This window comes from Microbacterium testaceum, assembly GCF_001476655.1.
GTDB classification, from domain to species: Bacteria; Actinomycetota; Actinomycetes; order Actinomycetales; family Microbacteriaceae; genus Microbacterium; species Microbacterium testaceum_C.
Window position 1 is genome coordinate 1 of record NZ_LDRT01000120.1, and the last position, 22,933, is coordinate 22,933.

Annotated in this window: 17 protein-coding genes; 15 read left to right on the forward strand and 2 right to left on the reverse strand. The window is 70.3% G+C overall.

All coding sequences use genetic code 11. The features are described 5' to 3' along the window. Positions 1 to 193 precede the first annotated feature (193 nt). Positions 194 to 1,072, forward strand: coding sequence for a dimethylargininase (ddaH, locus tag NS220_RS14895; protein WP_058624810.1), 879 nt, complete (start codon positions 194 to 196; stop codon positions 1,070 to 1,072). Then, positions 1,072 to 2,289, forward strand: coding sequence for an ornithine--oxo-acid transaminase (rocD, locus tag NS220_RS14900; RefSeq protein ID WP_153004312.1), 1,218 nt, complete (start codon positions 1,072 to 1,074; stop codon positions 2,287 to 2,289). Before ddaH ends, rocD begins: the two co-directional genes overlap by 1 nt. Before the next feature lie 84 nt (positions 2,290 to 2,373). On the opposite strand, the gene NS220_RS14905 is transcribed toward rocD, so the two are convergent. Beyond that, complete coding sequence (locus tag NS220_RS14905; protein ID WP_058624811.1) at positions 2,374 to 3,918, reverse strand: molybdopterin-dependent oxidoreductase; 1,545 nt, start codon at positions 3,916 to 3,918, stop codon at positions 2,374 to 2,376. Between the two features lie 207 nt (positions 3,919 to 4,125). On the opposite strand from NS220_RS14905, the gene NS220_RS14910 reads away from it, so the two are divergent. The 8 genes from NS220_RS14910 to NS220_RS14945 all read left to right on the forward strand — a co-directional run bounded on the left by NS220_RS14910 (position 4,126) and on the right by NS220_RS14945 (position 16,445). Continuing rightward, the gene (locus tag NS220_RS14910; RefSeq protein WP_242864632.1) at positions 4,126 to 5,148 is read left to right on the forward strand and encodes a LacI family DNA-binding transcriptional regulator; all 1,023 of its coding nucleotides are present in this window, start codon (positions 4,126 to 4,128) and stop codon (positions 5,146 to 5,148) included. A gap of 99 nt (positions 5,149 to 5,247) precedes the next feature. After that, a complete protein-coding gene (locus tag NS220_RS14915) occupies positions 5,248 to 6,495 on the forward strand; it encodes a sugar ABC transporter substrate-binding protein (protein ID WP_058624813.1) in 1,248 nt (415 codons plus the stop codon). Between the two features lie 29 nt (positions 6,496 to 6,524). Further along, complete coding sequence (locus NS220_RS14920; RefSeq protein ID WP_058624814.1) at positions 6,525 to 7,496, forward strand: carbohydrate ABC transporter permease; 972 nt, start codon at positions 6,525 to 6,527, stop codon at positions 7,494 to 7,496. Positions 7,497 to 7,498: 2 nt separating this feature from the next. Continuing rightward, entirely contained in the window at positions 7,499 to 8,314 is an 816-nt protein-coding gene (locus NS220_RS14925) for a carbohydrate ABC transporter permease (protein ID WP_058624815.1), read from the forward strand. Positions 8,315 to 8,331: 17 nt separating this feature from the next. Continuing rightward, a complete protein-coding gene (locus NS220_RS14930; protein ID WP_058624816.1) occupies positions 8,332 to 10,056 on the forward strand; it encodes an amylo-alpha-1,6-glucosidase in 1,725 nt (574 codons plus the stop codon). Then, the gene (locus NS220_RS14935; protein WP_058624817.1) at positions 10,053 to 12,137 is read left to right on the forward strand and encodes a glycoside hydrolase family 31 protein; all 2,085 of its coding nucleotides are present in this window, start codon (positions 10,053 to 10,055) and stop codon (positions 12,135 to 12,137) included. Before NS220_RS14930 ends, NS220_RS14935 begins: the two co-directional genes overlap by 4 nt. 4 nt (positions 12,138 to 12,141) lie before the next feature. Further along, a complete protein-coding gene (locus NS220_RS20230) occupies positions 12,142 to 12,345 on the forward strand; it encodes a type II toxin-antitoxin system prevent-host-death family antitoxin (protein ID WP_058624818.1) in 204 nt (67 codons plus the stop codon). A gap of 161 nt (positions 12,346 to 12,506) precedes the next feature. Beyond that, positions 12,507 to 16,445, forward strand: a complete 3,939-nt coding sequence (locus tag NS220_RS14945; protein ID WP_153004313.1) for a LamG-like jellyroll fold domain-containing protein — start codon at positions 12,507 to 12,509, stop codon at positions 16,443 to 16,445. 117 nt (positions 16,446 to 16,562) lie between these two features. Here NS220_RS14945 and NS220_RS14950 read toward each other — a convergent pair whose 3' ends face one another. After that, positions 16,563 to 17,501, reverse strand: coding sequence for an SDR family oxidoreductase (locus NS220_RS14950; protein WP_058624819.1), 939 nt, complete (start codon positions 17,499 to 17,501; stop codon positions 16,563 to 16,565). Positions 17,502 to 17,652: 151 nt separating this feature from the next. Here NS220_RS14950 and NS220_RS14955 point away from each other — a divergent pair, with 151 nt between their 5' ends. The 5 genes from NS220_RS14955 to NS220_RS14975 all read left to right on the forward strand — a co-directional run bounded on the left by NS220_RS14955 (position 17,653) and on the right by NS220_RS14975 (position 22,925). Continuing rightward, the gene (locus tag NS220_RS14955) at positions 17,653 to 18,492 is read left to right on the forward strand and encodes a helix-turn-helix transcriptional regulator (protein ID WP_058624820.1); all 840 of its coding nucleotides are present in this window, start codon (positions 17,653 to 17,655) and stop codon (positions 18,490 to 18,492) included. Between the two features lie 44 nt (positions 18,493 to 18,536). Next, on the forward strand, positions 18,537 to 19,703 hold the full coding sequence (locus NS220_RS14960) for an alpha/beta fold hydrolase (RefSeq protein ID WP_058624821.1): 1,167 nt from the start codon (positions 18,537 to 18,539) through the stop codon (positions 19,701 to 19,703). A 95-nt stretch (positions 19,704 to 19,798) separates the two neighbouring features. Next, the gene (locus NS220_RS14965; RefSeq protein ID WP_242864633.1) at positions 19,799 to 20,854 is read left to right on the forward strand and encodes an acyl-CoA dehydrogenase; all 1,056 of its coding nucleotides are present in this window, start codon (positions 19,799 to 19,801) and stop codon (positions 20,852 to 20,854) included. Beyond that, positions 20,851 to 22,209, forward strand: coding sequence for a bifunctional PIG-L family deacetylase/class I SAM-dependent methyltransferase (locus NS220_RS14970; protein WP_242864634.1), 1,359 nt, complete (start codon positions 20,851 to 20,853; stop codon positions 22,207 to 22,209). Before NS220_RS14965 ends, NS220_RS14970 begins: the two co-directional genes overlap by 4 nt. After that, positions 22,206 to 22,925, forward strand: coding sequence for a glycosyltransferase (locus NS220_RS14975; RefSeq protein ID WP_058624823.1), 720 nt, complete (start codon positions 22,206 to 22,208; stop codon positions 22,923 to 22,925). The genes NS220_RS14970 and NS220_RS14975 overlap by 4 nt, the downstream gene beginning before the upstream one ends. Positions 22,926 to 22,933: the final 8 nt, after the last annotated feature.

A 22,933-nucleotide genomic window follows, 5' to 3' on the forward strand; every position in this document is an offset into this window, starting at 1 on the left:
TCGTCGTCAGCGTCAATTGGGTATAATGGACCGGCTCGCCCCCGCCCGCTCGCCCGTGCGAGAATGAGCGCGGCGTGCTCGGACCGACCTTTCCCCGCACGGTGCCACCACAAGCTGATCGGCACCGTACGGGTTCGAAGGGCCACCGAGCCCCAGGACAGCGTCCGCCGCACCTTTTCTCCGAGGAGCAGAGATGTCCGCTACCCCCTCCGCCGCCGCCGTCGAGACCTCACCGGTCGAGCGCGTTCAGCAGCACCGTCGATACCTCATGTGTCGGCCCGAGCACTTCACGGTGAGCTACAGCATCAACCCGTGGATGGAGCCCTCGCGCCCCACCGACACGAACCTCGCCGTGCAGCAGTGGCAGTCGCTCTACGACACGTACGTGTCGCTCGGCCACGAGATCGAGCTCATCGACCCGCTCGAGGGCCTGCCCGACATGGTCTACACCGCCAACGGCGGCTTCGTGATCGACGGCATCGCGTACGGCCCGAAGTTCCGCTTCCGCGAGCGCGCCGCCGAGGCGCCCGCGTTCATCGACTGGTTCGCCGCGAACGGCTTCGAGGTCGCCGAGCCCGTCGAGGTCAACGAGGGCGAAGGCGACTTCCTGCTGGTGGGCGAGACGATCCTCGCGGGCACCGGGTTCCGTTCGACCGGCGACAGCCACCGTGAGGTGGGCGAGGTGTTCTCGCGCGAGGTCGTCTCGCTGACTCTGACCGACCCGCGTTTCTATCACCTCGACACCGCGCTCGCGGTGCTCGACCCCGTCGAGGGCCAAGGCGGCGTCGACAAGGCCAACATCGCGTACCTCCCGAACGCCTTCGACGAGCAGAGCCAGGCGATCCTGCGCGAGCGCTACCCCGATGCCATCCGGGTCTCGGATGCCGACGGCGCGGTGTTCGGCCTCAACTCCGCCAGCGACGGCAAGAACGTCATCATCTCGCCCCGCGCCGTGGGCTTCGAGGCGCAGCTGCGCGAGCGCGGCTACACCCCCGTCAAGGTCGACCTGTCCGAGCTGCTGCTCGGCGGCGGCGGCATCAAATGCTGCACGCTCGAGCTGCGGGGTGCGTGATGGGCGCCACTCTGGAGAACCTGGGTCTCGCCCTCATTCAGGCCGAGGGCGCGCACGTCGCGCACAACTACCACCCGCTTCCCGTCCTCGCGCACAGCGCCGAGGGCGTCTGGGTGACCGATATCGAGGGCAAGCGGTATCTCGACTTGCTGTCGGCGTACTCCGCCCTGAACTTCGGTCACGGACACCCCGCGATCCTCGCCGCGGCCCGGGAGCAGCTCGAAAAGCTCACGCTGACGAGTCGTGCGTTCCACAACGACCGACTCGGCCCGTTCGCCTCCGCCCTGTCGCAGCTGTGCGGGAAAGACCTCGTGCTGCCGATGAACACCGGTGCCGAGGCGGTCGAGACCGGCATCAAGGTTGCGCGTGCCTGGGGGTACCGCACGAAGGGCATCCCCGCGGATGCCGCGACGATCATCGTCGCGAACGGTAACTTCCACGGCCGCACGACCACGATCGTGGGGTTCAGCGACGACCCCACCGCGCACGACGACTTCGGACCCTATGCGCCCGGCTTCGTCCACGTTCCCTACGGGGACGCGGAGGCGATCGCCGCGGCGATCGACGAGAACACCGCCGCGGTGCTGCTCGAGCCGATCCAGGGCGAGGCCGGGGTCGTGGTCCCGCCCGACGGCTTCCTCACGCGGGTGCGCGAGCTCTGCACCGAGAACAACGTGCTCTTCATCGCCGACGAGATCCAGTCGGGTCTCGGCCGGGTGGGCGAGACGTTCGCGTGCGATCGAGAGGGCGTCGTTCCGGACATGTACCTGCTCGGCAAGGCTCTGGGCGGCGGCATCGTGCCCCTGTCCGCCGTCGTCGCGAACGAGGATGTGCTCGGGGTCATCCGCCCCGGGGAGCACGGCTCGACGTTCGGTGGCAATCCGTTGGCCGCGGCCGTGGGGCTCCGGGTCGTCGAGATGCTGGCATCCGGAGAGTTCCAGACCCGCGCGAAGGCCCTCGGCGAGCACCTCGAAGCGGCGCTGCACCCCCTGATCGGCCACGGCGTCTCCGCCGTACGCATCGCGGGGCTCTGGGCCGGCGTCGACATCGACCCCGCCTTCGGCGCGGGCCGTGAGATCGCCGAGAAGCTGCTGGCGCGCGGCGTGCTCGTGAAGGACACGCACGGCCAGACGATCCGCATCGCGCCGCCGCTGACGATCCGCGCGACCGAGATCGACTGGGCCGTCGAGCAGCTCAAGCACGTGCTGTCGGCCTGACCCACCGCGCGAGGTGCCAGAAAGTGTCGCTTCCGAGTCCCGTCAGGCGACAAATTCTGGCACCTCGCGCGCGGGGCGAGGGGGTCAGGGCACCGAGATCGTGAGCTCGTCGTAGCCTGTCGCGCCATCGGGGGCGGGGGCGGCTCGATCCGGCGTCTGCGTCTGACCGTCGGCCGAGATCGCGCGGCAGCGCACGGTGTGCGAACCGCTCGTCGCGGTCCACGGCAGACTCCACTGGACCCAGGTGTCGGCGGAGATCGCGGGGGCGAGCGTCGCGGGCTGCCACGGGCCGTCGTCGATCTGCACCTCCACGCCGGCGACGCCGACGTGGGTCTGCCAGGCGACGCCCGCGATGACCGCGTCACCGGCTTCGACCCGCGCGCCCGCGCGGGGGACGTCGATGCGGGACTGGAGTTTCACCGGTCCCCGCTCCGACCACCCGCGCGAGGTCCAATACCCCTCGGCGCGGTCGTACCGCGTGACCTCGAGCTCGGTGACCCACTTCGTCGCGGAGACGTACCCGTACAGACCCGGCACGACCATGCGCACGGGGAACCCGTGCTCGAGGGGCAGCGGATCGCCGTTCATGCCGATCGCCAGCAGTGCGTCGCGATCGTCGGTGAGCGCCTCGAGGGGAGTGGATGCCGTGAACCCGTCGATCGAATGGGAGAGCACCATGTCGGCCTCGGGGGTCGGCTTCGCGCGCGCGAGGATGTCGCGGATCGGCACGCCGAGCCACCGGGCGTTTCCGATCAGGTCGCCGCCGACCTCGTTCGACACGCACACGAGGGTCGCGACCGTCTCCTTCTGGGGAAGGGCGACGAGGTCGTCCCACCGCAGCACGACCTCCTGCTCCACGAGGCCGTGGACGCGCAGACTCCACGTCGCCGGATCCACCTGCGGCACCACGAGCGCGGTGTCGATGCGGTAGAACTCGGCGGTCGGTGTGATGACGGGGGAGAGGCCGCCGATGCCGAGGTCCGCGGTCGCGGGCACCGATGTGGTCGTCGTGGGGGCCGGGAGGCGCAGGGCCGCACGCACCGCGCTCACGGCACGCGCCCCGCTGCTGAGCGCGACGGAGCCGGCCGCGGCGAGAGCACCCGCGAGCACCGCGACGCCCGAGAGCGCGAGGACCCCGCGTCGGGTGGGCCCGGTGGATGTCTCGGGAGCGACCGGTGCGGGCCGGAGCCGCGCGATGAGCAGGGCCGCGACCACCGCGGCCACGGCTCCCGCGACCAGGGAGGGAACGGGAGAGAGCAGACCCGCCTCGGGACGAGCCAGAGAGACGAAGGCCCCGGTCACGCCGAGAGCGGCGAGGACCACGCGCCCCCACGGCGGGCGTCGCCGTTCGAGCACCCCGGCGGCGCCGGCGACCGCCAGCAGCAGCACCGCGATCCCGACGAGGAGGGCGACCTTGTCGCCCGTGCCGAACAGGCTGATGGCCAGGTCTTTCCCCCAGGCGGGAGCGATGTCGATCATTCCTCCACCGATGACGGCGAAGGGACTGGCCGAGGGGGAGATGAGCGCGGCGGCCAGTTCCCCGACCCCGGCGCCGAGCACGGTGGCCGCGATCGCCGCGACGATCGCCGGGAGGTCGCGGGTGCGGGTGCGGGTGCGGGCGGGAGTCACGAACGGAGCTTATGACGGCTCGCGCGCCCGGGATCCTCCCGCGTCGAACTCACAGCCAACCGGCTGCGAGTGCCCCGGAGAGCAGACGGTCGGCACGTGGCGCCGCGCAGCCCGACGACGGGGCGAGGGAGCACGCCGCGAAGGGCGATCCGCGCCGGTCTTGTGCTCGTGGGATGCGCGGGTCTAAAGTTCAGTCGAACCAGTTCGATGAAGAAGAGGGGCGGGGGAATGGTCAACATCGCCGATGTGGCGAAAGCCGCGGGCGTCTCCCGCAGCACCGTGTCCTACGCCCTCTCCGGCAACCGTCCGATCTCCCGTGAGACGCGCGAGCGGATCGATGCCGCCATCAACGAGCTCGGTTTCACGGTGAACGCCGGCGCACGTGCCCTCGCGACGTCTCAGACGATGGTCCTCGGCCTCCTCCTGCAGTTCCACGAGGACGAGTTCCCTCCCGCGATGCTGCAGTACATCCTCGCCGTCTCCAACGCCGCACGCGAACTCGGATACGACATCCTCATGGTCACCGACGGTGACGGGCCGGGCGCCATCCGGCGCATCACGTCGTCGAACATGGTCGACGGCGTCGTGCTCCTCGACGTGACCCACGACGACCCGCGCCTCCCGGCTCTTCGGCAGGCACGGCAGCCGGGTGCGCTCGTCGGGTTGCCGCGCGACACCGAGGGTGTCGACGTCTTCGACCTCGACTTCGGCGAGGCGGCGCGCCTCACCATCGACCACCTCTCCGCGCTCGGTCATCGAGACATCGTGCTCGTCTCGCCCCCGCGCCACGTCTTCGAGCGAGGGGGAGCGTACGCCTGGCGATTCCGTGACGCCGCGCTCGAGCGCGCCGCCCGGTACGGCATCCGTGTCCACCCGTACTACGGCGAGTCGCAGCAGCCGGGGATCGAGCGCACCCTCAACGCGATCCTCGACGCCCGCGCCGATTCGACCGCCCTCGTCGTGCACAACGACGCCTCCATCGCGGCGCTTCCGGCCGTGCTTCGAGAGCGCGGGGTCGTCGTTCCGCGTGACCTCTCCGTCGTCAGCCTGTACTCCCAGGACTTCGGGCGCACCTTCCTCCTGCCGTACACGGCAGTCGAGACATCTCCAGACGGCCTGGGCCGCACGGCGGTTCAGCACCTGGTCCGGCGGATCGCCGAACCCCACTACGGCCCACCCGTGGTCGGGTTCATCGAGCCGGAGCTCACCGACAGGGGGAGCACCGCCTAACGGGGCGGCGGTGTGTCCCGCTTTCGTCGGCCCATCGTCGAACCGGTTCAACACCGTTCCCGCACGACACCGCAGTCACATTTCAAGGAGGAAATTGCAGTGAGCACGAACAACACCCGTACCCGGGCTCTCGGCGCGATCGCCATCGGCGCCGTCGCCGTCGGCGTCCTGGCCGGATGCTCCGGCGGAGCGACCGGCAGCAGCACCGACGGGAGCGCGGGCGGCACGTACACCTTCTGGGACCCGTACCCGCAGTACGACGCCTCGTCCGACTGGGCGAAGGTCATCGACAAATGCGCCGCGGACGCCGGCGTCACGATCGAGCGCACCGGTTTCGACACCAGTGACCTCACGTCGAAGGCGCTCCTCGCCGGTCAGCAGGGTGATTCGCCCGACATCCTGCTGATCGACAACCCCGCCGTCTCGACGCTCGTCGAAGCGGGAATCGTCACGTCGACCGACGAGAACAACCTCCAGGTCGGTGATGTCGCGCAGAACATCCTCGGGGCCTCTGTCGTCGACGGGAAGACCTACGGCGTCCCGATCGGGGCCAACACCCTGGCGCTCTATTACAACCCGACCGTGCTGAGCGCGGCAGGGGTGGACCCCTCGTCGATCACGGACTGGTCCAGCCTGAACTCCGCGCTCGAGAAGGTCGTGGCATCCGGGAAGAAGGGCATCACCTTCTCGGGCATCGGGACCGAAGAGGGCAGCTTCCAGTTCCTCCCGTGGTTCTGGGGCTCGGGTGCCGACCTGACGAAGCTCGACTCCGCGCAGGCGGTCTCGGCGGTGCAGCTCTGGACCGACTGGGTGCAGAAGGGCTGGGCGCCGAACTCGGTCATCAACAACACCCAGACCACGAGCTGGCAGGAGTTCGAGACCGGCGACTTCGGCTTCGCCGAGAACGGCACCTGGCAGAAGGCGGGTGCGGCCAAGGCCGGTTACCAGGTCATCCCCATCCCCGGCGCCAAGGGCGGAGCCGCCCCGGCGCCCACGGGCGGCGAGTTCCTGACGCTGCCCGTGCAGAAGGATGCGGGCCGCTACGCCGCTTCGTCGAAGATCGTCGAGTGCCTGACCAGCACCGCCAACGTCGTCGGCACCGACAACACGCTCAACTACATCGCGGCGACTCCCGAGGCGCAGAAGGAGCAGCTCGCCCAGGACCCGACCCTCGAGCCCTGGGTCGAGGCCGTCAACGCCGCCAAGGCTCGCACCGGAGACAATCTCGGCACGAAGTACCCGGTGATCTCCGAGCAGCTGTGGACAGCCGTGCAGAACTCCCTGACCGGCGCCCAGTCGCCGCAGGACGCTCTGAAGGCCGCCCAACAGGCCGCTTCCTCGAAGTGACACCCGATTCCTGAAAGGGGTACGCCGACATGACCGCGACGCAGCTTTCTGCCTCGACGGGAACCGGCGATTCCGGGAGGGCGGCGACCACCGCCGCCCTCCCCACCCCGGGCCGCCGTCCGCGGCGCCGGGGCCAGTGGGCCGCGTGGGCGTTTCTCGCCCCCGTCGTCGTCTACCTGGTCGTCTTCTACGCCTATCCACTGTTGCGCAACCTCGACCTGAGCCTGCGCGACTACACCGTCCGGTCGTTCATCGACGGCACGGCGCCGTTCGTGTGGTTCGCGAACTACGTCACCGTCTTCCAGGACCCCACGTTCTGGCCGGCCCTGGCCCACACCGCCACCTTCACGCTCGTGTCGATCGTCTTCCAGTACTCGATCGGCATGGCGCTCGCGGTGTTCTTCTTCCAGCGCTTCCCCTTGTCCGCGACGCTTCGCGCCCTCTTCCTCGTACCGTGGCTGCTTCCCCTGCTGGTCTCGGCGTCCGCGTGGTCGTGGATGCTGAACTCCGATTCGGGCGTCGTCAACTACCTCTTGAGCTTCGTCGGCGTCGATGCCGTCAACTGGCTCACCTCTCCGCAGTGGGCTCTGGTGTCGGTGCTCATCGCCAACATCTGGATCGGCGTGCCGTTCAACCTCGTCATCCTCTACAGCGGCCTCCAGAACATCTCGAGCGACATCTACGAAGCGGCATCCATCGACGGAGCCAACGCGTGGCAGAAGTTCTGGCGCATCACCTTCCCGCTGCTGCGTCCCGTGTCGGCGATCACGATCCTGCTCGGGCTCGTCTACACGCTGAAGGTGTTCGACATCATCTGGATCATGACCCGCGGGGGCCCGGGGTCCAGCTCGACCACCTTCGCCATCTGGTCGTACCGCCTCGGCTTCGGATCCGCCCTTCCCGATCTCAGCCCCGCGGCGGCGGTCGGCAACCTGCTCATCGTGATCGCCCTCGTCTTCGGGCTGATCTACATCCGCGCCCAGCGCAGGCTGGAGGTCTGATCATGAGACGTCGCCCCTGGTGGATCACCGTGATCGGGGTCGTGCTCACCGCGATCATGCTGTTCCCCATCTACTGGATGATCAACGTGTCGCTCACCCCGCAGAGCGACATGCGCAAATCGCCCCCCGACCTGTTTCCGCTGACCCCGACGTTCGAGGGGTACGAGAAGGTTCTCTCCGACCAGCTGCCGTACCTCGGCACGAGCTTCGTCATCGGCATCGGAACGGTCGTCCTGACCCTGCTGCTGTCGGCCCCGGCCGCGTACTCGCTCGCCAAGCTCCGTCCGCGCGGGGGCAACGCGCTCAGCTTCGCGCTGCTGATCGCCCAGATGATCCCCGGGATCATCATGGCGATGGGGTTCTACGCGATCTACCTGAACGCCGGGATCCTCAACTCCGTGCCGGGGCTGATCCTCGCTGACTCCACTCTCGCGGTGCCGTTCGGCGTCCTCATCTTCACCGCGTTCATGCGTGGCATCCCCGACGAACTGCTCGCGGCGGCGCGCATCGACGGCGCCGGCACCTGGCGCACGTTCCGTTCGATCGTGCTGCCGGTCAGCCGCAACTCGATCGTCACGGTGTCGCTGTTCGCGTTCCTGTGGTCGTGGTCGGACTTCATCTTCGCCTCGACCCTCAACAGCGGCGGCAAACTCCAGCCGATCACGATCGGCATCTACCGCTACATCGGCAACAACAACCAGGAGTGGAACGCGATCATGGCGACCGCCGTCGTGGCATCCATCCCCGCCGCCGTGCTGCTGATCCTCGCCCAGCGTTACGTGGCCGCCGGCGTGACCGCCGGTGCCGTCAAAGACTGACCCCCGAAAGGCTCTTCGTGTCGCATCCCTCCCTGCCCACGTTCGACGTGCGCGAGATCCCCTTCAGCTTCCGCGGCTCGTGGCTCGACCTGTCGCCCGTCGTGGGTCTTCACCGGCAGGTCGACGACGTGCATCTCGTCTCCCACGTCACCGGCATGCACGCCGTGCTTCGGCTCACCCCGACGCTCGCTGGCAGGAGAGCGGATGCCACGACGCGGGCCGACGCCGCCTCGCTGTCGTGGGTGGTCGGCGAGAGCGTCATCGCGACCGCGGTCTTCGAGTCGACCGACGTCGTGCGCATCGCGGGGGCGGGATCGGAGTTCACGCTCGCGGATGCCGTCGAGGAACTGACGCCGTTCACGGGCTCGTACTTCTTCTGTGACCCTCTCGACGGGGCGTACGTCTTCACCTCGTACGAGACCGGACGGCGCTACCGCGTCACCTCGCTGTCGGGATCGCTCGTGGCCGCGGGCGCCGAGGCGCTGGGGCAGAGCGTTCGCGCCCTCACCGTGGGCGGCGACGAGTGGGAGATCGCGATCGAGCAGATCGAGGCGGCGGCCCCGCCCTATCGGGCCGAAGAGACGTTCGGCGAGGTCCGTGCGCGCGTGGCCGCGGCGTTCACGGACTACCTCGACGCGATCGCCGGGTGGCGAACCGGCGCGACACCCGCCGTCGCGCGGGCGGCGTATGTGCTCTGGTCGGCCACGGTCGCGCCCGCGGGATTCGTCACCCGCGAATCGGTGCTGATGTCCAAGCATTGGATGGACAAGGTGTGGAGCTGGGACCACACCTTCAACGCCCTCGCTCTCGCTCCGGGCCTCGCCGACGCCGCGATGGATCAGTTCTTCGCCCCGTTCGATCATCAGGATGCCGCCGGTGCGATGCCGGATTCGATCACCCACTCCGAGGTGCTCTACAACTACGTCAAGCCCCCCATCCACGGGTGGGCATGGGCGAGGCTGCGCGAGCGTCTCGCGCGGCCCCTCGCCGCAGACGAGATCGTCGCCGGCTACTCTCACCTGTCTCGATGGTCGCGATTCTGGCTGGACTACCGCACGGCCCCCGGCCGGGACCTGCCGTACTACCAGCACGGCAACGACAGCGGGTGGGACAACTCCACCACCTTCGACCACGACCGCGTGATCGAGGCGCCCGATCTCGCCGCGTTCCTGGTGGTGCAGTTCGACGTGCTCGCCGACCTCGCCGACGAGCTCGGCACGGGCGAGGGCGACGCGTGGCGGGTCGAACGCGATCGGATCCAGAGCGCGCTCCTGCGCGACCTCCGAGACGGCGACGGGTTCTTCGCGGTCGGCGCGCTCAGCGGGACGGTGAGCAAACGTTCCAGCCTGCTGAACCTGCTGCCGGTGCTCGCCTCCGATCGCTTCACGCCCGAGGTGTCCGACGCGCTGGCTGCGCGAATCGCCGCGCACCTGACGTCCTGGGGACCGGCGACCCAGCTCGTCGAGACGCCCGAGTATGAAGACGACGGCTACTGGCGCGGCCCGATCTGGGCCCCCTCGACGATGCTGATCGAGGAGGGTCTGCGTCGAGGCGGTCACCTCGAGCTGGCCGACACCATCAATGAGCGCTTCCGGGCCCTGTGCGAGACCTCGGGCTTCGCGGAGAATTTCGACGCCCGCACGGGCGCGGGTCTGCGCGACCGCGCGTACACCTGGACGGCGAGCGTGTACCTCGTCTTCGCGCACGAGCACACGCTTCGCAACGCCGGGGCCGACGCGTGAGCGGGGTCACCGCGCACTTCCAGGTCGAGGGAGGGCGCCTTCTCTGGCGCGGCGACGGCGAGACGGTCGTCGTGGAACCGTGGGGGCGCGACAGCGTGCGCGTGCGAGCGCGGCTCATGCACGACATCGTCGACCACGACTGGGCCCTCCTCGCCCCCGCCCCCGTGGCGACCGACATCGTCGTCGAGGACGACACGGCAACGCTCTCCAACGGCCGTCTGCGGGTGGTCGCGACCTCGCGCACCGGCATCCAGCTCCAGACCGGGTACGACCGCAACTTCTGCCACCTCGCCTTCTTCGACGTCGATGGTCGGCTGCTCTTCCAGGAGAGGGATGCCGGCGGCTCCCTCGCGCTGGTCGCGCGCGAGCACCGTCCGATCCCGGGCGGCGACGTGCGCCTGACCGCGTCGTTCGAGAGCGCGCCCGACGAGCGCCTGTTCGGTATGGGGCAGTACCAGCAGGACGTCCTCGACCTGAAGGGCTGCACCCTCGAGCTCGCGCACCGCAATTCGCAATCGAGCGTGCCGTTCGTGCTCTCGGACCGCGGGTACGGCTTCCTGTGGCACAACCCGGCGATCGGGCGCGCGACGTTCGCGGCGAACGGCACGCAGTGGTTCGCCGAGGCGACGGAACAGTTGGACTACTGGGTCACGGCCGGGGCCACCCCGCATGACATCTCGCGCGCCTATGCGGATGCCACGGGGCACGCGCCGATGATGCCGGAACGCGGACTCGGGTTCTGGCAGTGCAAGCTGCGGTACTCCTCGCAAGAGGAGTTGCTCGCCGTCGCGCGCGAGCACAAGCGGCGCGGGCTCCCGCTCGACGTCATCGTCGCGGACTTCTTCCACTGGCCGAGAATGGGCGACTTCCGCTTCGAGGAGGAGTTCTGGCCCGATCCCGCCGCCATGGTGCGGGAGCTGGACGAGCTGGGTGTCGAGCTGATGGTCTCGGTGTGGCCGCAGGTGTCGCTGGAGTCCGAGAACTACGCCCACATGAAGAAGGAGAACCTCCTCGTCCGCGCCGAACGCGGCCTGGACGTCCACATGGCGTTCGAGGGGCCGAGCGCGTTCCTCGACGCGACGAACCCGCGGGCCCGCGCCTTCGTGTGGGAGAAGTGCCGCGAGAACTACGGCGGGCACGGCATCCGTACCTTCTGGCTCGACGAGGCCGAGCCCGAGTACGGCCTCTACGACTACGACAATTTCCGATACCACGCCGGCTCGGTGCTGCAGGTGGGCAACCTCTATCCCCAGCACTACGCGCGCGCGTTCGCCGAGGGGCAGTGGGGCGACGGCGAGACGGAGGTCGTCAACCTGTTGCGGACGGCGTGGGCGGGAATCCAGCGCTACGGTGCCCTGGTGTGGTCGGGAGACATCGCCTCGACGTTCGCGGCGCTCCGCGCGCAGGTGACCGCGGGCATCCACATGGGCGTGGCCGGCATCCCGTGGTTCACCACCGACATCGGCGGGTTCCACCACGGGGATCCGGATGCCGAGGACTTCCGTGAACTGCTCGTCCGGTGGTTCCAGTTCGGGGCGTTCTGCCCGGTCATGCGCCTGCACGGCGACCGGTTGCCGACCACGCCCGTGTCCGCGGCCGACGGCTCGCGGCGCTCGCCGAGCGGCGGGCCCAACGAGGTGTGGAGCTTCGGAGAGACGGCGACACCCATCCTCGAGCGGTACCTCCGCGTGCGCGAGGCTCTCCGTCCGTACCTGAGGTCGGTCATGCGAGAGGCACATGAAGACGGCCAGCCGGTTCTTCGAGGTCTGTTCCACGAGTTCCCCCGGGATGAGCGGTGCTGGACCGTGAAGGACCAGTACCTGCTCGGTCCCGATCTGCTCGTGGCCCCCGTGGTCGAGGCCTCCGCACGCACCCGCCGGGTGCTGCTGCCGGCCGGCGCGTCCTGGGTCGACATGTGGACCGGCGCCGTGTTCCGGGGCAGGGGAGAGATCGACGTCGACGCTCCCCTGGATCGCATCCCGCTCTTCGCCCGGCAGGACGCGGCCGACCGCCATCTCCGCGCCGTTCGAGACGCCCTCCGGGCGGACGGGACCGACGAGCTCCGCCGCAGCGAGGCATGAGGCCGTGGCGGAGCATCGGATAGCGATCGAGGTCGCCCGAGCGCGGCTGTCCGCGGTGGTCGACGGGGTTCGCGAGCAGCCCGTCCTGCTGACCCGTCGGGGGCGACCGGTGGCGGCTGTGGTCAGCATGGAGCAGTACGCCGCCCTGGTCGCCGCCCAAGACGGGGCCCAGGCGCGTGCGCGCAAACTCGGCGAGCGTACGCAATGACGCGCGGGCGTGGTCGTCGCCGTCGCCCGGGGGGACGCGGGCGCGCACCCTCGTTTCGCGGCGGAGAAGTCTTGCCAGATGTCGACCGGTGATTTATCTTGACATCGAACCGGTTCGATATTGTGAACCCCATCCGACTCAATGACGAGGAAGAGAAACCCATGAGGTCAACACCGCGGCTTGCCTCCCGAAAGCCCCTCGCCCTGGCGACAGCGGGACTGGCGGTCGCCGTCCTCGCGGTCGGCCAACCGGCCGCCCCGAACGCCGCCCATGCGGCCCCCTCCGCCGCGGACCACCTGATTCTGGACTACGACTTCGACGGGGGCTCGGTGCCCACCGCCACGGTCCAGGACACGTCCGGAAAGGGACGCAACGGCACCCTCACCAACCCCGGCTCGGCCACGCTCGTCGACCGACAGGGTGGCGGCAAGGCGTTGCGGCTCTCCGGCGGTGCGCGGGACTCCAAAACCGCCCCGTTCATCACCGTCCCCAAAGGCCTGTTCAAGGATCTGCAGGGAACGACCATCTCGTCGTGGGTGAAGTGGGAGGGGGACCACACCTTCGAGTGGCTCTACACCCTGGGCAAGGACAACACCAGCGCCACCTTCTACACCCCCAAGTTCGACGACGGAACGGCCCGCTCGAGCGCGAAGCCCACGGCCGACGGGCAGGAGGTCGGGGCACGTGCGACGACTCCGCTCCCGGCCGACGAATGGCACCTCGTCACCACCACCGTCGACCAGAACAACGTCATTTACTACCTCGACGGGCTCGAGGTCAGTCGGACCGACGTCGGCATCGACGTGGCTCGGGCACTCTACGCGGACTCCGCCCCGAACTCGGGATACATCGGTCAACCGTTCTGGACCGGAGTGCATCCCTTCTTCGAGGGGGCGCTGGACGACTTCCAGGTGTATGACACCGTGCTGTCGCCCCGGCAGATCCGCGATCTCGCGGGCGACGCGGCGCCGACGGTCACCGAGGTGCGCGAGACCTCGACGCGCACGACCACGAACGTCGGCACCGCGCCGACCCTCCCCGGCGTGCGCGCGCTGTTCAGCGATGGACAGGAGCGCCTGGCGCCCGTCATCTGGGACGACGTCCCCTCCTCGGCGTACGCCCAGCGGGGAACCTTCACGGTGAACGGCGTGGTCGACGGCACCGACAAGGCCGTGACGGCGACGGTGAAGGTGGTCACCCCCGGCGAGCTCTCCATCGACGCGGGCGACCGGACCGGGGCGTTCATGGGCGGGGCCTCGGGCACGCTGTACGGCCTCTACGGGCCCGGGCTTCCCACGAACAACCTCATCGACGGCATCCAGCTGCGCACGGTCTCGACCAAGGCCCAGGACGGTCCCCAGCACCCCGGCGCCGACGCCCTCGAGGTCGTGAAGCCGCTGGCAGACTCGTCGAACGGCGACGTCTACATCTACATGACGGACATCAACCGCGGCTTCCCCTACCAGGTGCCGGGCGACAACGGCACCGAGAAGACGGCCTGGTACAAGCAATCGGTCATCAACCAGGTGAAGCAGGTCGCGCAGCTGCCGGCTGAGTACCAGGACAACATCGTCTTCGTGCCGTTCAACGAGCCCGAGGGCAACATGTACGGCGGCGGTGGCGAGAGCTTCTGGGGCTACAGCTGGCTGGACAACCCCGACCGGTTCTTCGCCGCGTGGGACGACTTCTACCGGGCGATCAAGGCCGAGCTGCCGAACGCCCGGATCGCCGGGCCCAACACGAGCATCCTCTACACCCAGGTCGAGGGCTTCATGAAGCACGCGATCGCGAACGACACCGTGCCCGAGGTCGTGACGTGGCACGAGCTCAGCAACCCGGCGACCATTCGCTCGAGCGTCGACCGCTACCGCTCGTGGGAGAAGGGCTTCTTCGCCGGCACGAAGTGGGAGGGAACGCAGCTCCCCATCAACGTCAACGAGTACGCCTTCAATTACCACACGTCCGTTCCCGCGCAGATGATCCAGTGGATCTCCGCGATCGAGGACAGCAAGATCGACGCGGACATCGCCTACTGGAACATCGACGGCAACCTCTCCGACTCGGCGGTCGAGGCCAACCGGGGGAACGGCCAGTGGTGGCTGCTCAACTCGTACGGCAACATGACCGGCGACACCCTCCGCGTGACGCCGCCCCAGCCCGACGTGAGCTACACGCTGCAGGGCGTCGCGACGATCGACGACGCGAAGAAGCAGGTCAAGGCGCTCATCGGCGGCTCGACCGGGGCGCAGAAGGTCTACGTCGACAACCTGCCGTCGTACATCGGCGGCAACGCGCACGTGCTGATCCGCGACATCCGCTGGACCGGTCAGATCGGTGACTCGGCGGAGCCGCAGACCGTGAAGGAGTTCGACGCTCCCGTGCAGGGTGGTTCCGTGCAGCTCGCGTTCGGTGAGGGCGACCTGCCGGGCCTCGGCGTGGACTCGGCCTACGAGATCGTCGTGACGCCGGGCACCGACACGACCTCTCCGTCGCAGCCGGCCGTGTCGTGGCGCGGAATCTACGAGGCAGAAACCGCCGGACACACGGGAGCCCCGTACTATTCGAACGGTCCGGAAGGATCGCCGGCCGACGTGGCGAAGTTCTACACCTCGGGCGAGCGCAACGTCGGCGGCATCGAGACGAACTCAACGCTGGCGCTGAACTTCGACGTCGACGTGCCGCAGGCCGGCACGTACGACCTGAGCGTCCTCGCCAACGCCTACAACAAGGAGGCACGAAACGAGGAGCAGGGCCCGGTCAACATGTTCGCCCGGGTCAACGGCGGTGCCGAACAGGAGATCTACGCCGACCTCGGCTACAAGTGGGTCGTCTGGGATCACACCGACACCAAGGTCGCGCTGAACGCCGGGAAGAACACCATCACCCTGGCGGCGCGCAGTCTCGACGGGACGAAGGCCACCCAGGGCGCCGCGATCATCGACAAGATCGACGTGACGCTGCCCAACGCGTCGTTCACGCCGATCTACGAGGCCGAGAACGCGGTGCTCCACGGTGCCACGCTCGCCTACGACCGCGCGGGAGTCTCCGGTTCCGGATACGCGAATGTCGCCGCGAAGCAGTCCCTCACGTTCTGGGTGTACAACAAGGACGACTCCGAGAAGACCCTCGAGGTCAAGACCCTCGGCGGAGGAACCGGCACGCTCAAGGTCAACGGTGTCGAACTGGGCAGTGTCGCCGACACAGTGAGCATTCCGGCGTTCCTCGTCGGCGGCGTCAATAAGGTCGAGGTCGTCGGCGCATCGGGAACCCTCGCGGTGGACCGCGTGTCGGTCGGAGCCTCGGGCGGCAAGCTCGCGTCGCAGACGGTGGAGGCCGAGGCCGGGGTCGTCAACGGCACGGCCAAGGTGACGGACCTGTCCCTCGCCAGCGGGGGCAAGGCGGTCGTCGGTGTCGGCGGCGCGCAGAACAACACCAACACCCTCACGCAGAAGGTGACGGTCAGCGAGGCCGGCACCTACGCCATGACGGTGCGCTACTCGAACGAGGAGCAGTCGCCCGCGTCGCACTACAACCCCGACCCGGTGGCCCGCCGCGCGGACATCTCGGTCAACGGGGGAGACGTGCAGAAGGTGCTGTTCCCGCAGAGCTACAACGCCAACCAGTTCTGGGAACTCACGGTCCCCGTACAGCTGAAGGCCGGGGAGAACACCGTCTCCTTCGCCTCGAAGGAGGCACCGGACTTCAACGGCACCACCTTCATCTCCGAGCGGTTCCCGACCCTGGGCCTTCGCTCGCAGTGGGCACCGAACATCGACAAGCTCACCTTCACCGCGATGAAGCCGGCCGCGTCGTCGCCGGTGAAGGTGGATGCCACGGCCTCCACGCGCAAGATCGGTGGCGTGGCGTACGTGGTCGTCACGGCTACGAACCGGTCGCAGGTACCCGTGCAGATCGAGGTCGTCACCGCGTACGGAAAGAAGACCTTCACGACGGTCCAGCCCGGCAAGACGGTCACCGCGGCGCTCGCGTCTCGGAAGAAGGCGATTCCGGCGGGCAAGGCGACCGTCACCGGTACGGCCACGATCGACGGCAAGAAGGTGAAGACGACGGTCGACGCGCCGTACAACGCCGTGAACTGACCCGGTCGCGACCGCGCCGCCACCGTTGTCCGCGCACGCTGCCCCGGAGCCCCGGCTCCGGGGCAGCTCGTCTCGTCCGCGCGAGACCCGGCGGCGTGGCCGCGGTGTCCCGCCCCGTCAGACCACCTCGGCGACCCCCGCCAGCCGGAGCGAGACCTCCCACACCCGCGCCGCCTCGTCGAGGTCGCGCAGCGGCTGATAAAGGGCGTGCGTGCCGGGCGCCCCGCCCAGGTGCAACGCACCGCGGGGACCGTAGAGCAGGTCGCTGCGCGGGTCGTCGGTGGTCGCGGCGAGCAGGGCGGGCAAGGCCGCCGAGGCCGCGGTGCCGACGAGGAGGCCGCGCGCCGACATCCAGCGGATCGCACGCACGGCCGTGGTGTCGGCGGCGCGACCGATCTCGGGGCGGGCGGCGAGCAGGCTCGTCGGCGCGACGCCCGGGTGCGACAGCAGACTGCGCACGCCCCACCCCTCGCGCCGTGATCGCTCGTCGAGCTCGCGCGCGAACAGACCGAGGGCGATCTTCGACGCCGCGTAGGCGCGCTGCCCGTCATAGCTGCGTTCGCTCTCGAGGTCGTCCCACGCGATGCGGCCGCGCGCGGCGGCGATGCTCAGCTGCGATACGACGCGCGCGCCTCCCGCGCGCAGCAGCGGCATGAGGTGTCCGACCAGGGCGACGTGACCCAGGTGGTTGGTCCCGAACTGCAGTTCGTGGCCGTCGGCGGTCGTCTGCCGCGCCGGAGGGGTCATCACCCCGGCATTGTTGATGAGCAGGTGCAGCGGCATCCCGTCCGCCCTGAGCTCGGTGCCCAGGGCTTCGACCGACGCGAGCGACGACAGGTCGAGATCCCTCACCTCGATCCGCGCCCCCGGGTGCCGATCCCGGATGCCACGGGCCGCGCGCTCGCCCTTCTCGCGGTTGCGCACCGGAAGAACGAGCGCGGCTCCCGCCGCGGCGAGACGCTCGGCGAGGACGAGCCCCATCCCGTCGCTGCCGCCGGTGAGCACCGCGCGGCGCCCCGCAAGGGAGGGGAGGGGGAAGTCGATGGTACGGGTCATGGGGTCTCCTCGGTCGTCCGTGTCCTCAGCATCACCCGGTCGCTCGAGCGGAGGCAGGGCCTGTCGATCCCCGGCTCGCGGGAGCACCGCACACGAGAGGGGGATCCGCGCGTCCTGGATCGCGCCGCCCGCGGCGGGTAGACAGGACGTCGTGATCGATCGAGCCGCGCTCGCGGACTTCCTGCGCACCCGTCGCGAGGCCCTTCAGCCCGAAGACGTGGGGCTCCCTCGGGGCGCGCGGCGCCGGACGCGGGGGCTCCGGCGCGAGGAGGCCGCCGCCCTCAGCCACATGTCGACCGACTACTACGCCCGCCTGGAGCGCGAGCGCGGCCCCCACCCGTCGCCGCAGATGCTGGCATCCATCGCCCAGGGCCTCCACCTCTCGCGCGCCGAGCGCGATCACCTGTTCCGCCTGGCCGGTCACGTGCCGGCGGAGCACGGCTGGGGCGGCGAGCACGTCAGCCCCGGACTGCTGCGCGTGCTCGACCGCCTCGACGACACCCCGGCCGAGGTCGTCACCGAACTCGGTGAGACCCTGCGACAGTCCCGGCTCGGGGTCGCGCTCACGGGAGATGCCGGCCTCCGCCGCGGTCCGATGCGCAGCCTCGGGTACCGATGGTTCGCCGACCCGGCTTCGCGCGCGCTCTACACCCCCGAGGATCACGCATTCCTCAGCCGCCTGTTCGCGTCGGGCCTGCGCGAGATCGTCGGTCGGCACGGGCCCGGATCGCGTGCCGCGACCCTCGCCGACGATCTGCTCGGGCGCAGCGCCGAGTTCCGTGAGCTGTGGGCTCGGCACGAGGTGGGGCTGCGTCCGAGGGACACGAAGCACTTCGTCCATCCTGCCGTGGGGGAGATCGAGGTGCACTGCCAGACGCTCGTCGACCCGGAGACGAGCCACTCGCTGCTGGTCTACACCGCCGTCCCCGGAAGCGAGAGCGCCGAGAAGCTCAGACTCCTCGCGGTCGTGGGTCCCGCCGTCCCCGCCTGAGTCGTCCCGCCCGTCAGGCGGCGCGGGCGGGTAGCGTGCTGGACATGCGAGAGAACGTCGGCCGCGTGCGGCGCCCCGCCGCCGACGGCGCCCCGGCGTTCGATCTGACCTCCGTGCGGTCCGGACCGCGCGGCGCGACCCCGGTTCTCGTGATCCCCGGCGGACCCGGGCTCGCCTCGGTGCTGCCCTACCGGGGTCTCCGGCGCTGGGCGGCGCGCGGGGGCCTGGACCTGATCATGGTCGAGCACCGCGGTGTCGGACGCTCACGGAACGACCTCGACGGTGCCCCCCTTCCTCCCGAGGCGATGCGGGTGACCGCGGTGCTCGACGACCTCGCGGCCGTGCTCGACGCCGAGGGCGTCGACCGGGCGGTGGTCGTCGGCTCCTCGTACGGCAGCTATCTGGCGATGGCGTTCGGGGCGCGGCATCCGGAGCGGGTCCGGGCGATGCTTCTCGACTCGGCGCTGCAGTCCGCGCACGACATCGACCTCGAGCGTGATCGGCTCCGCGAGCTGTTCTGGGACGCCGACGACGACATGGCGCGCGGAGTGCGCCGTCTCATCGCGGCCGGCGTCTCGGAGCGGATCGTGCTCGACATCGTCCGCGCCGCGTACGAGCTCGGCGGAACCGACCTCGTGCACCCCCTCGTGCGGCACCGGCCCGGCCTCGCGTGGCGCGCCCTGGGTGCCTACGCCACGCGCGACGCTGAGATCGCGCGGTTCCCCGGCATCTACGAGTTCGACCTGGTCGGCACAATTGCCTTTCGCGAGCTCGGCTACGGCGGCACCCCCGACGGGCACCCGCTCGATCCCGCGCGCACCTACCTTCCCCTCGCGCCCCGATATCCCGCGTTCGTCGGTGAGCCGTACGACCTCATCGAGGCGGTGCGGTCCTTCGCCTGGCCGCTCGTGGTGCTCTCGGGCGACCGCGACCTGCGCACCCCGCCGGCGATCGCCGAGCGGGTGGTCGCGGCGGCTCCGGATGCCACCCCCGTGCGCATCCACAACGGCCACAGCGCCCTCGACACCCATCCCCTGGCGTTGCTGAACGCGGTCCGGCGGCTCGTCCGCGGCCAGCAGGACCGCCTGCCCGCCGACGTGCCGGCTCTCGATCGCCTTCCTCGGAAGGGCCTCTCGGCGGCCTTCCCCGGCCTGTTGTTGCACGTCGCGCACCTCGACGCTCTGCTGCGCCGGCGCGTGTTGCGTCGCTGATCCGTTGCGCCGGGCGGTCGGGGCCGACCTGCCCGGGAAGGGGTCCCGTGTCAAGGATCTGGCCCGATCCGATCACGGCGCCGAAGCTGACACGCGTGACAGACGGCGACGATCCCCGCTTCCCGATGCTTCTCCCGCCCGACACCGCCGACACCGCCGCCCTCGACGACGTACGCGCGGCGCTGACGGGGGCGGATGCCGTCGGCGACCTCGGTACCGACGTCGCCGCCACGCTGGCGTGGGTCACGAGCGTGAAGAGGCCGCGTTCTCTCGCCGCGACGTGGGAGCTGTTCGCCTCGGTCGCGGCGCGCGACGTCGCCGCCGCCCGCATGCTGGAGCCGCACCTGGACGCCCGCGCGATCCTCGACCAAGCCGCCGCAGCCGGACTCGACATCGACATCGACGCGAGCGGGTCGTGGGGCGTCTTCGCCGCGGAAGGCCCCGGCGTACGACTGACGGCGACACAGGATGCCGGCACCTGGACGCTGCGCGGGACGAAACCCTGGTGCTCCCTCGCCGCCGATCTCGACCGCGCACTGGTGACCGCCTGGGTCGACGAGGAGCGCCGGCAGCTCTTCGCCCTGGACCTGCGCGACCCCGCCGTATCGGCGCGCTCGGGACCGTGGCACGCGCGCGGACTCGACCGGGTCGTCAGCGCCCCCATCGACGTCGACGGAGCGCGCGCCGTCCCGGTGGGTGAACCCGGGTGGTACCTGCGGCGACCGGGCTTCGCGCACGGCGGGGTCGGCGTCGCCGCGTGCTGGTGGGGCGGAGCGGTCCCCCTCCGCGACGCGCTCGCCGCGGCTGCTGCCGGGGAGCGGGCCGATCAGCTCTCGCGCGTGCATCTCGGTCGCGCCGACGTCTCCTTGTGGGCCGCGCGCGCCGTGCTCGTCGAGACCGCGACGGCGTTCGACGCCGGGGGCGCGGCATCCGAGGGTCTGCGGGCGAACCGCGCCCGCACGGTGGTCGCCGACGCCGTCGAGACGACCCTCGCCGAGTCGGCGCGCGCCCTCGGGCCGGGGCCGCTCGTCGCCGATGAGGACCACGCCCGTCGGGTCGCCGATCTGCAGGTCTACGTCCGCCAGCATCACGCCGATCGCGACCTCGCGCGGATCGGCGCGGACATCGCGGCGGAAACCAGCTCGTGGTGAGCTTCGACCACCGTGAGCCGGGCACGGCCGAGGGCGTCTGGACCACGGCCCTCGCCCGCGACCTTCCCGTCCTGGACCTCGATGTCGACCGGATCGTCGTCGTGGCCGCGCATCCCGACGACGAGAGCCTCGGGGCGGCGGGGCTCCTCGCCACGGCCGCCGCGCGCGGCATCCCGATCGATCTCCTCGTCGTGACCGACGGCGAGGGATCGCACCCCGACTCCCCGACCCACACTCCGGCGACCCTGGGGTTGCGTCGTCGCCGCGAGGTGTTCGCCGCGGCGGAGATCCTGGGGCTGGTGACGGCGCCGACCTTCCTCGCCCTGCCCGACGGTGGCACGGACGAGTACCGGGAGGCGATCTCGGCGGCCCTTCGCGATGTGCTCGACCGGGCCGCACCTGCCCGCGTGCTCGTGCTCTCGCCGTGGAGCGGCGACGGACATCGCGATCATCGCGTGGTATGCGAGATCGTCGAGAAGGTCTGCGCGGCGCGACAGGTTCGCTCGCGCGCGTTCCCCATCTGGCTGTGGCACTGGGGCGGCCCCGATGACGTGCCGTGGGACCGGGCGGAGCATCTGCCGCTGAGCCCGAGGAACCGGGATGCCAAGACCCGAGCGCTCGCGGCGCACACGAGCCAGATCCTCCCGCTGTCGGCCGCCCCCGGCGACGAGGAGATGATCCACGTCCGCATGCGCGCGCACTTCACGCGCGACAGCGAGGTGTTCTTCGCCCCCGTCGGCGGGGAGCGACGCTCCGTCGGACAGGACTACTTCGACGACATGTACGCACGACACGACGACCCGTGGGGCTTCGACTCGCGCTGGTACGAGGAGCGCAAGCGCGCGGTGCTGGTCGCCGCCCTGCCCCGGCGTCGCTACCGCGCGACGTTCGAGGCCGGGTGCTCGACGGGCGCACTGACCGCATCGCTGGCCGGCCGGAGCGATCGGGTCCTCGCGGTCGATCTCGCCCCCGCCGCGCTCGCCCGGGCCCGCTCGCGCCTGGCAGACCGGGAGCACGTCGAGCTGCGCCGCGCGACCCTCCCCGACGACTGGCCGGAGGGGGAGTTCGACCTCGTCGTCCTGTCCGAGGTCGCCTACTACTGGGGCGGTGTCGACCTCGACCGCGGGCTCACCGCGAGCATCGGCTCCCTGAGCGCCGACGGTCATCTCGTGGCCTGTCATTGGCGGCATCCGGTCGCCGACTACCCGCGGACCGGTGACGAGGTGCACGCCGCGCTGGCCGCGCGCCCCGATCTGGTGCGCCTCGTCCGGCACGAGGAGGAGGATTTCGTGCTCGAGGTCTTCGCGCGCCCGGGCGCACGGTCCGTGGCCACCGAGGCCGGACTGGTCTCGTGACGGCCGTCGCCGTGGTCATTCCGGCGCACGACGAGGAAGCCCTGATCGGGCGGTGCCTGGCGTCGGTGACCCGCGCGGTGGCGCACGCGAGCGAGCGGGAGCCGGGCCTCGCCGCGACGATCGTCGTCGTGCTCGACGCCTGCACCGACACGACGGCCGCGCAGGTGCGCCGCTGGCCGGTGGAGGCGCTCGAGATCTCGGCGCGCAACGTCGGCCGCGCCCGCCGGACGGGTATCGCGCACGCGCTCGCGGCCCTCGACTCCGCGACGGACGACACGTGGATCGCGATGACGGATGCCGACACCGTCGTGCCGCGCGACTGGATCACCCACCAGCGGGACCTGATGGATGCCGGGATCGACCTCGTCCTCGGAACGGTCCGCCCCGACTTCGCCGACCTCAGCGCCCGCCACGCGGCCTACTGGCGTGCGACGCATCACCGGGGTCGACCGCCGGGCAACGTCCACGGAGCCAATCTCGGCGTGCGGGCGAGCATCTACGCCCGAGCCGGCGGCATCCGGGATCTCGCCGAGCACGAGGACGTCGATCTCGTCCAGGCGGCTCGGGCCGTCGGAGCGCGCGAGCGGGCGAGCGACGTGCACGAGGTCGAGACCTCGGGCCGCTTCACGGGCCGCACCCCCGGCGGGTACGCCGCGTTCCTCCGGCGGGTGCACGACAGGGTCGACGCGCCGCCGCTCGCGGCTCCCGGGGCCTGACGCATCGG

What these genes read in the sequence shown, in the direction of transcription:
- ddaH (WP_058624810.1), top strand. Translation starts at nt 194, where the DNA reads ATGTCCGCTACCCCCTCCGCCGCCGCCGTCGAGACCTCACCGGTCGAG.
- rocD (WP_153004312.1), top strand. Translation starts at nt 1,072, where the DNA reads ATGGGCGCCACTCTGGAGAACCTGGGTCTCGCCCTCATTCAGGCCGAG.
- NS220_RS14910 (WP_242864632.1), top strand. Translation starts at nt 4,126, where the DNA reads ATGAAGAAGAGGGGCGGGGGAATGGTCAACATCGCCGATGTGGCGAAA.
- NS220_RS14920 (WP_058624814.1), top strand. Translation starts at nt 6,525, where the DNA reads ATGACCGCGACGCAGCTTTCTGCCTCGACGGGAACCGGCGATTCCGGG.
- NS220_RS14925 (WP_058624815.1), top strand. Translation starts at nt 7,499, where the DNA reads ATGAGACGTCGCCCCTGGTGGATCACCGTGATCGGGGTCGTGCTCACC.
- NS220_RS14945 (WP_153004313.1), top strand. Translation starts at nt 12,507, where the DNA reads ATGAGGTCAACACCGCGGCTTGCCTCCCGAAAGCCCCTCGCCCTGGCG.
- NS220_RS14950 (WP_058624819.1), bottom strand. Translation starts at nt 17,501, where the DNA reads ATGACCCGTACCATCGACTTCCCCCTCCCCTCCCTTGCGGGGCGCCGC.
- NS220_RS14960 (WP_058624821.1), top strand. Translation starts at nt 18,537, where the DNA reads ATGCGAGAGAACGTCGGCCGCGTGCGGCGCCCCGCCGCCGACGGCGCC.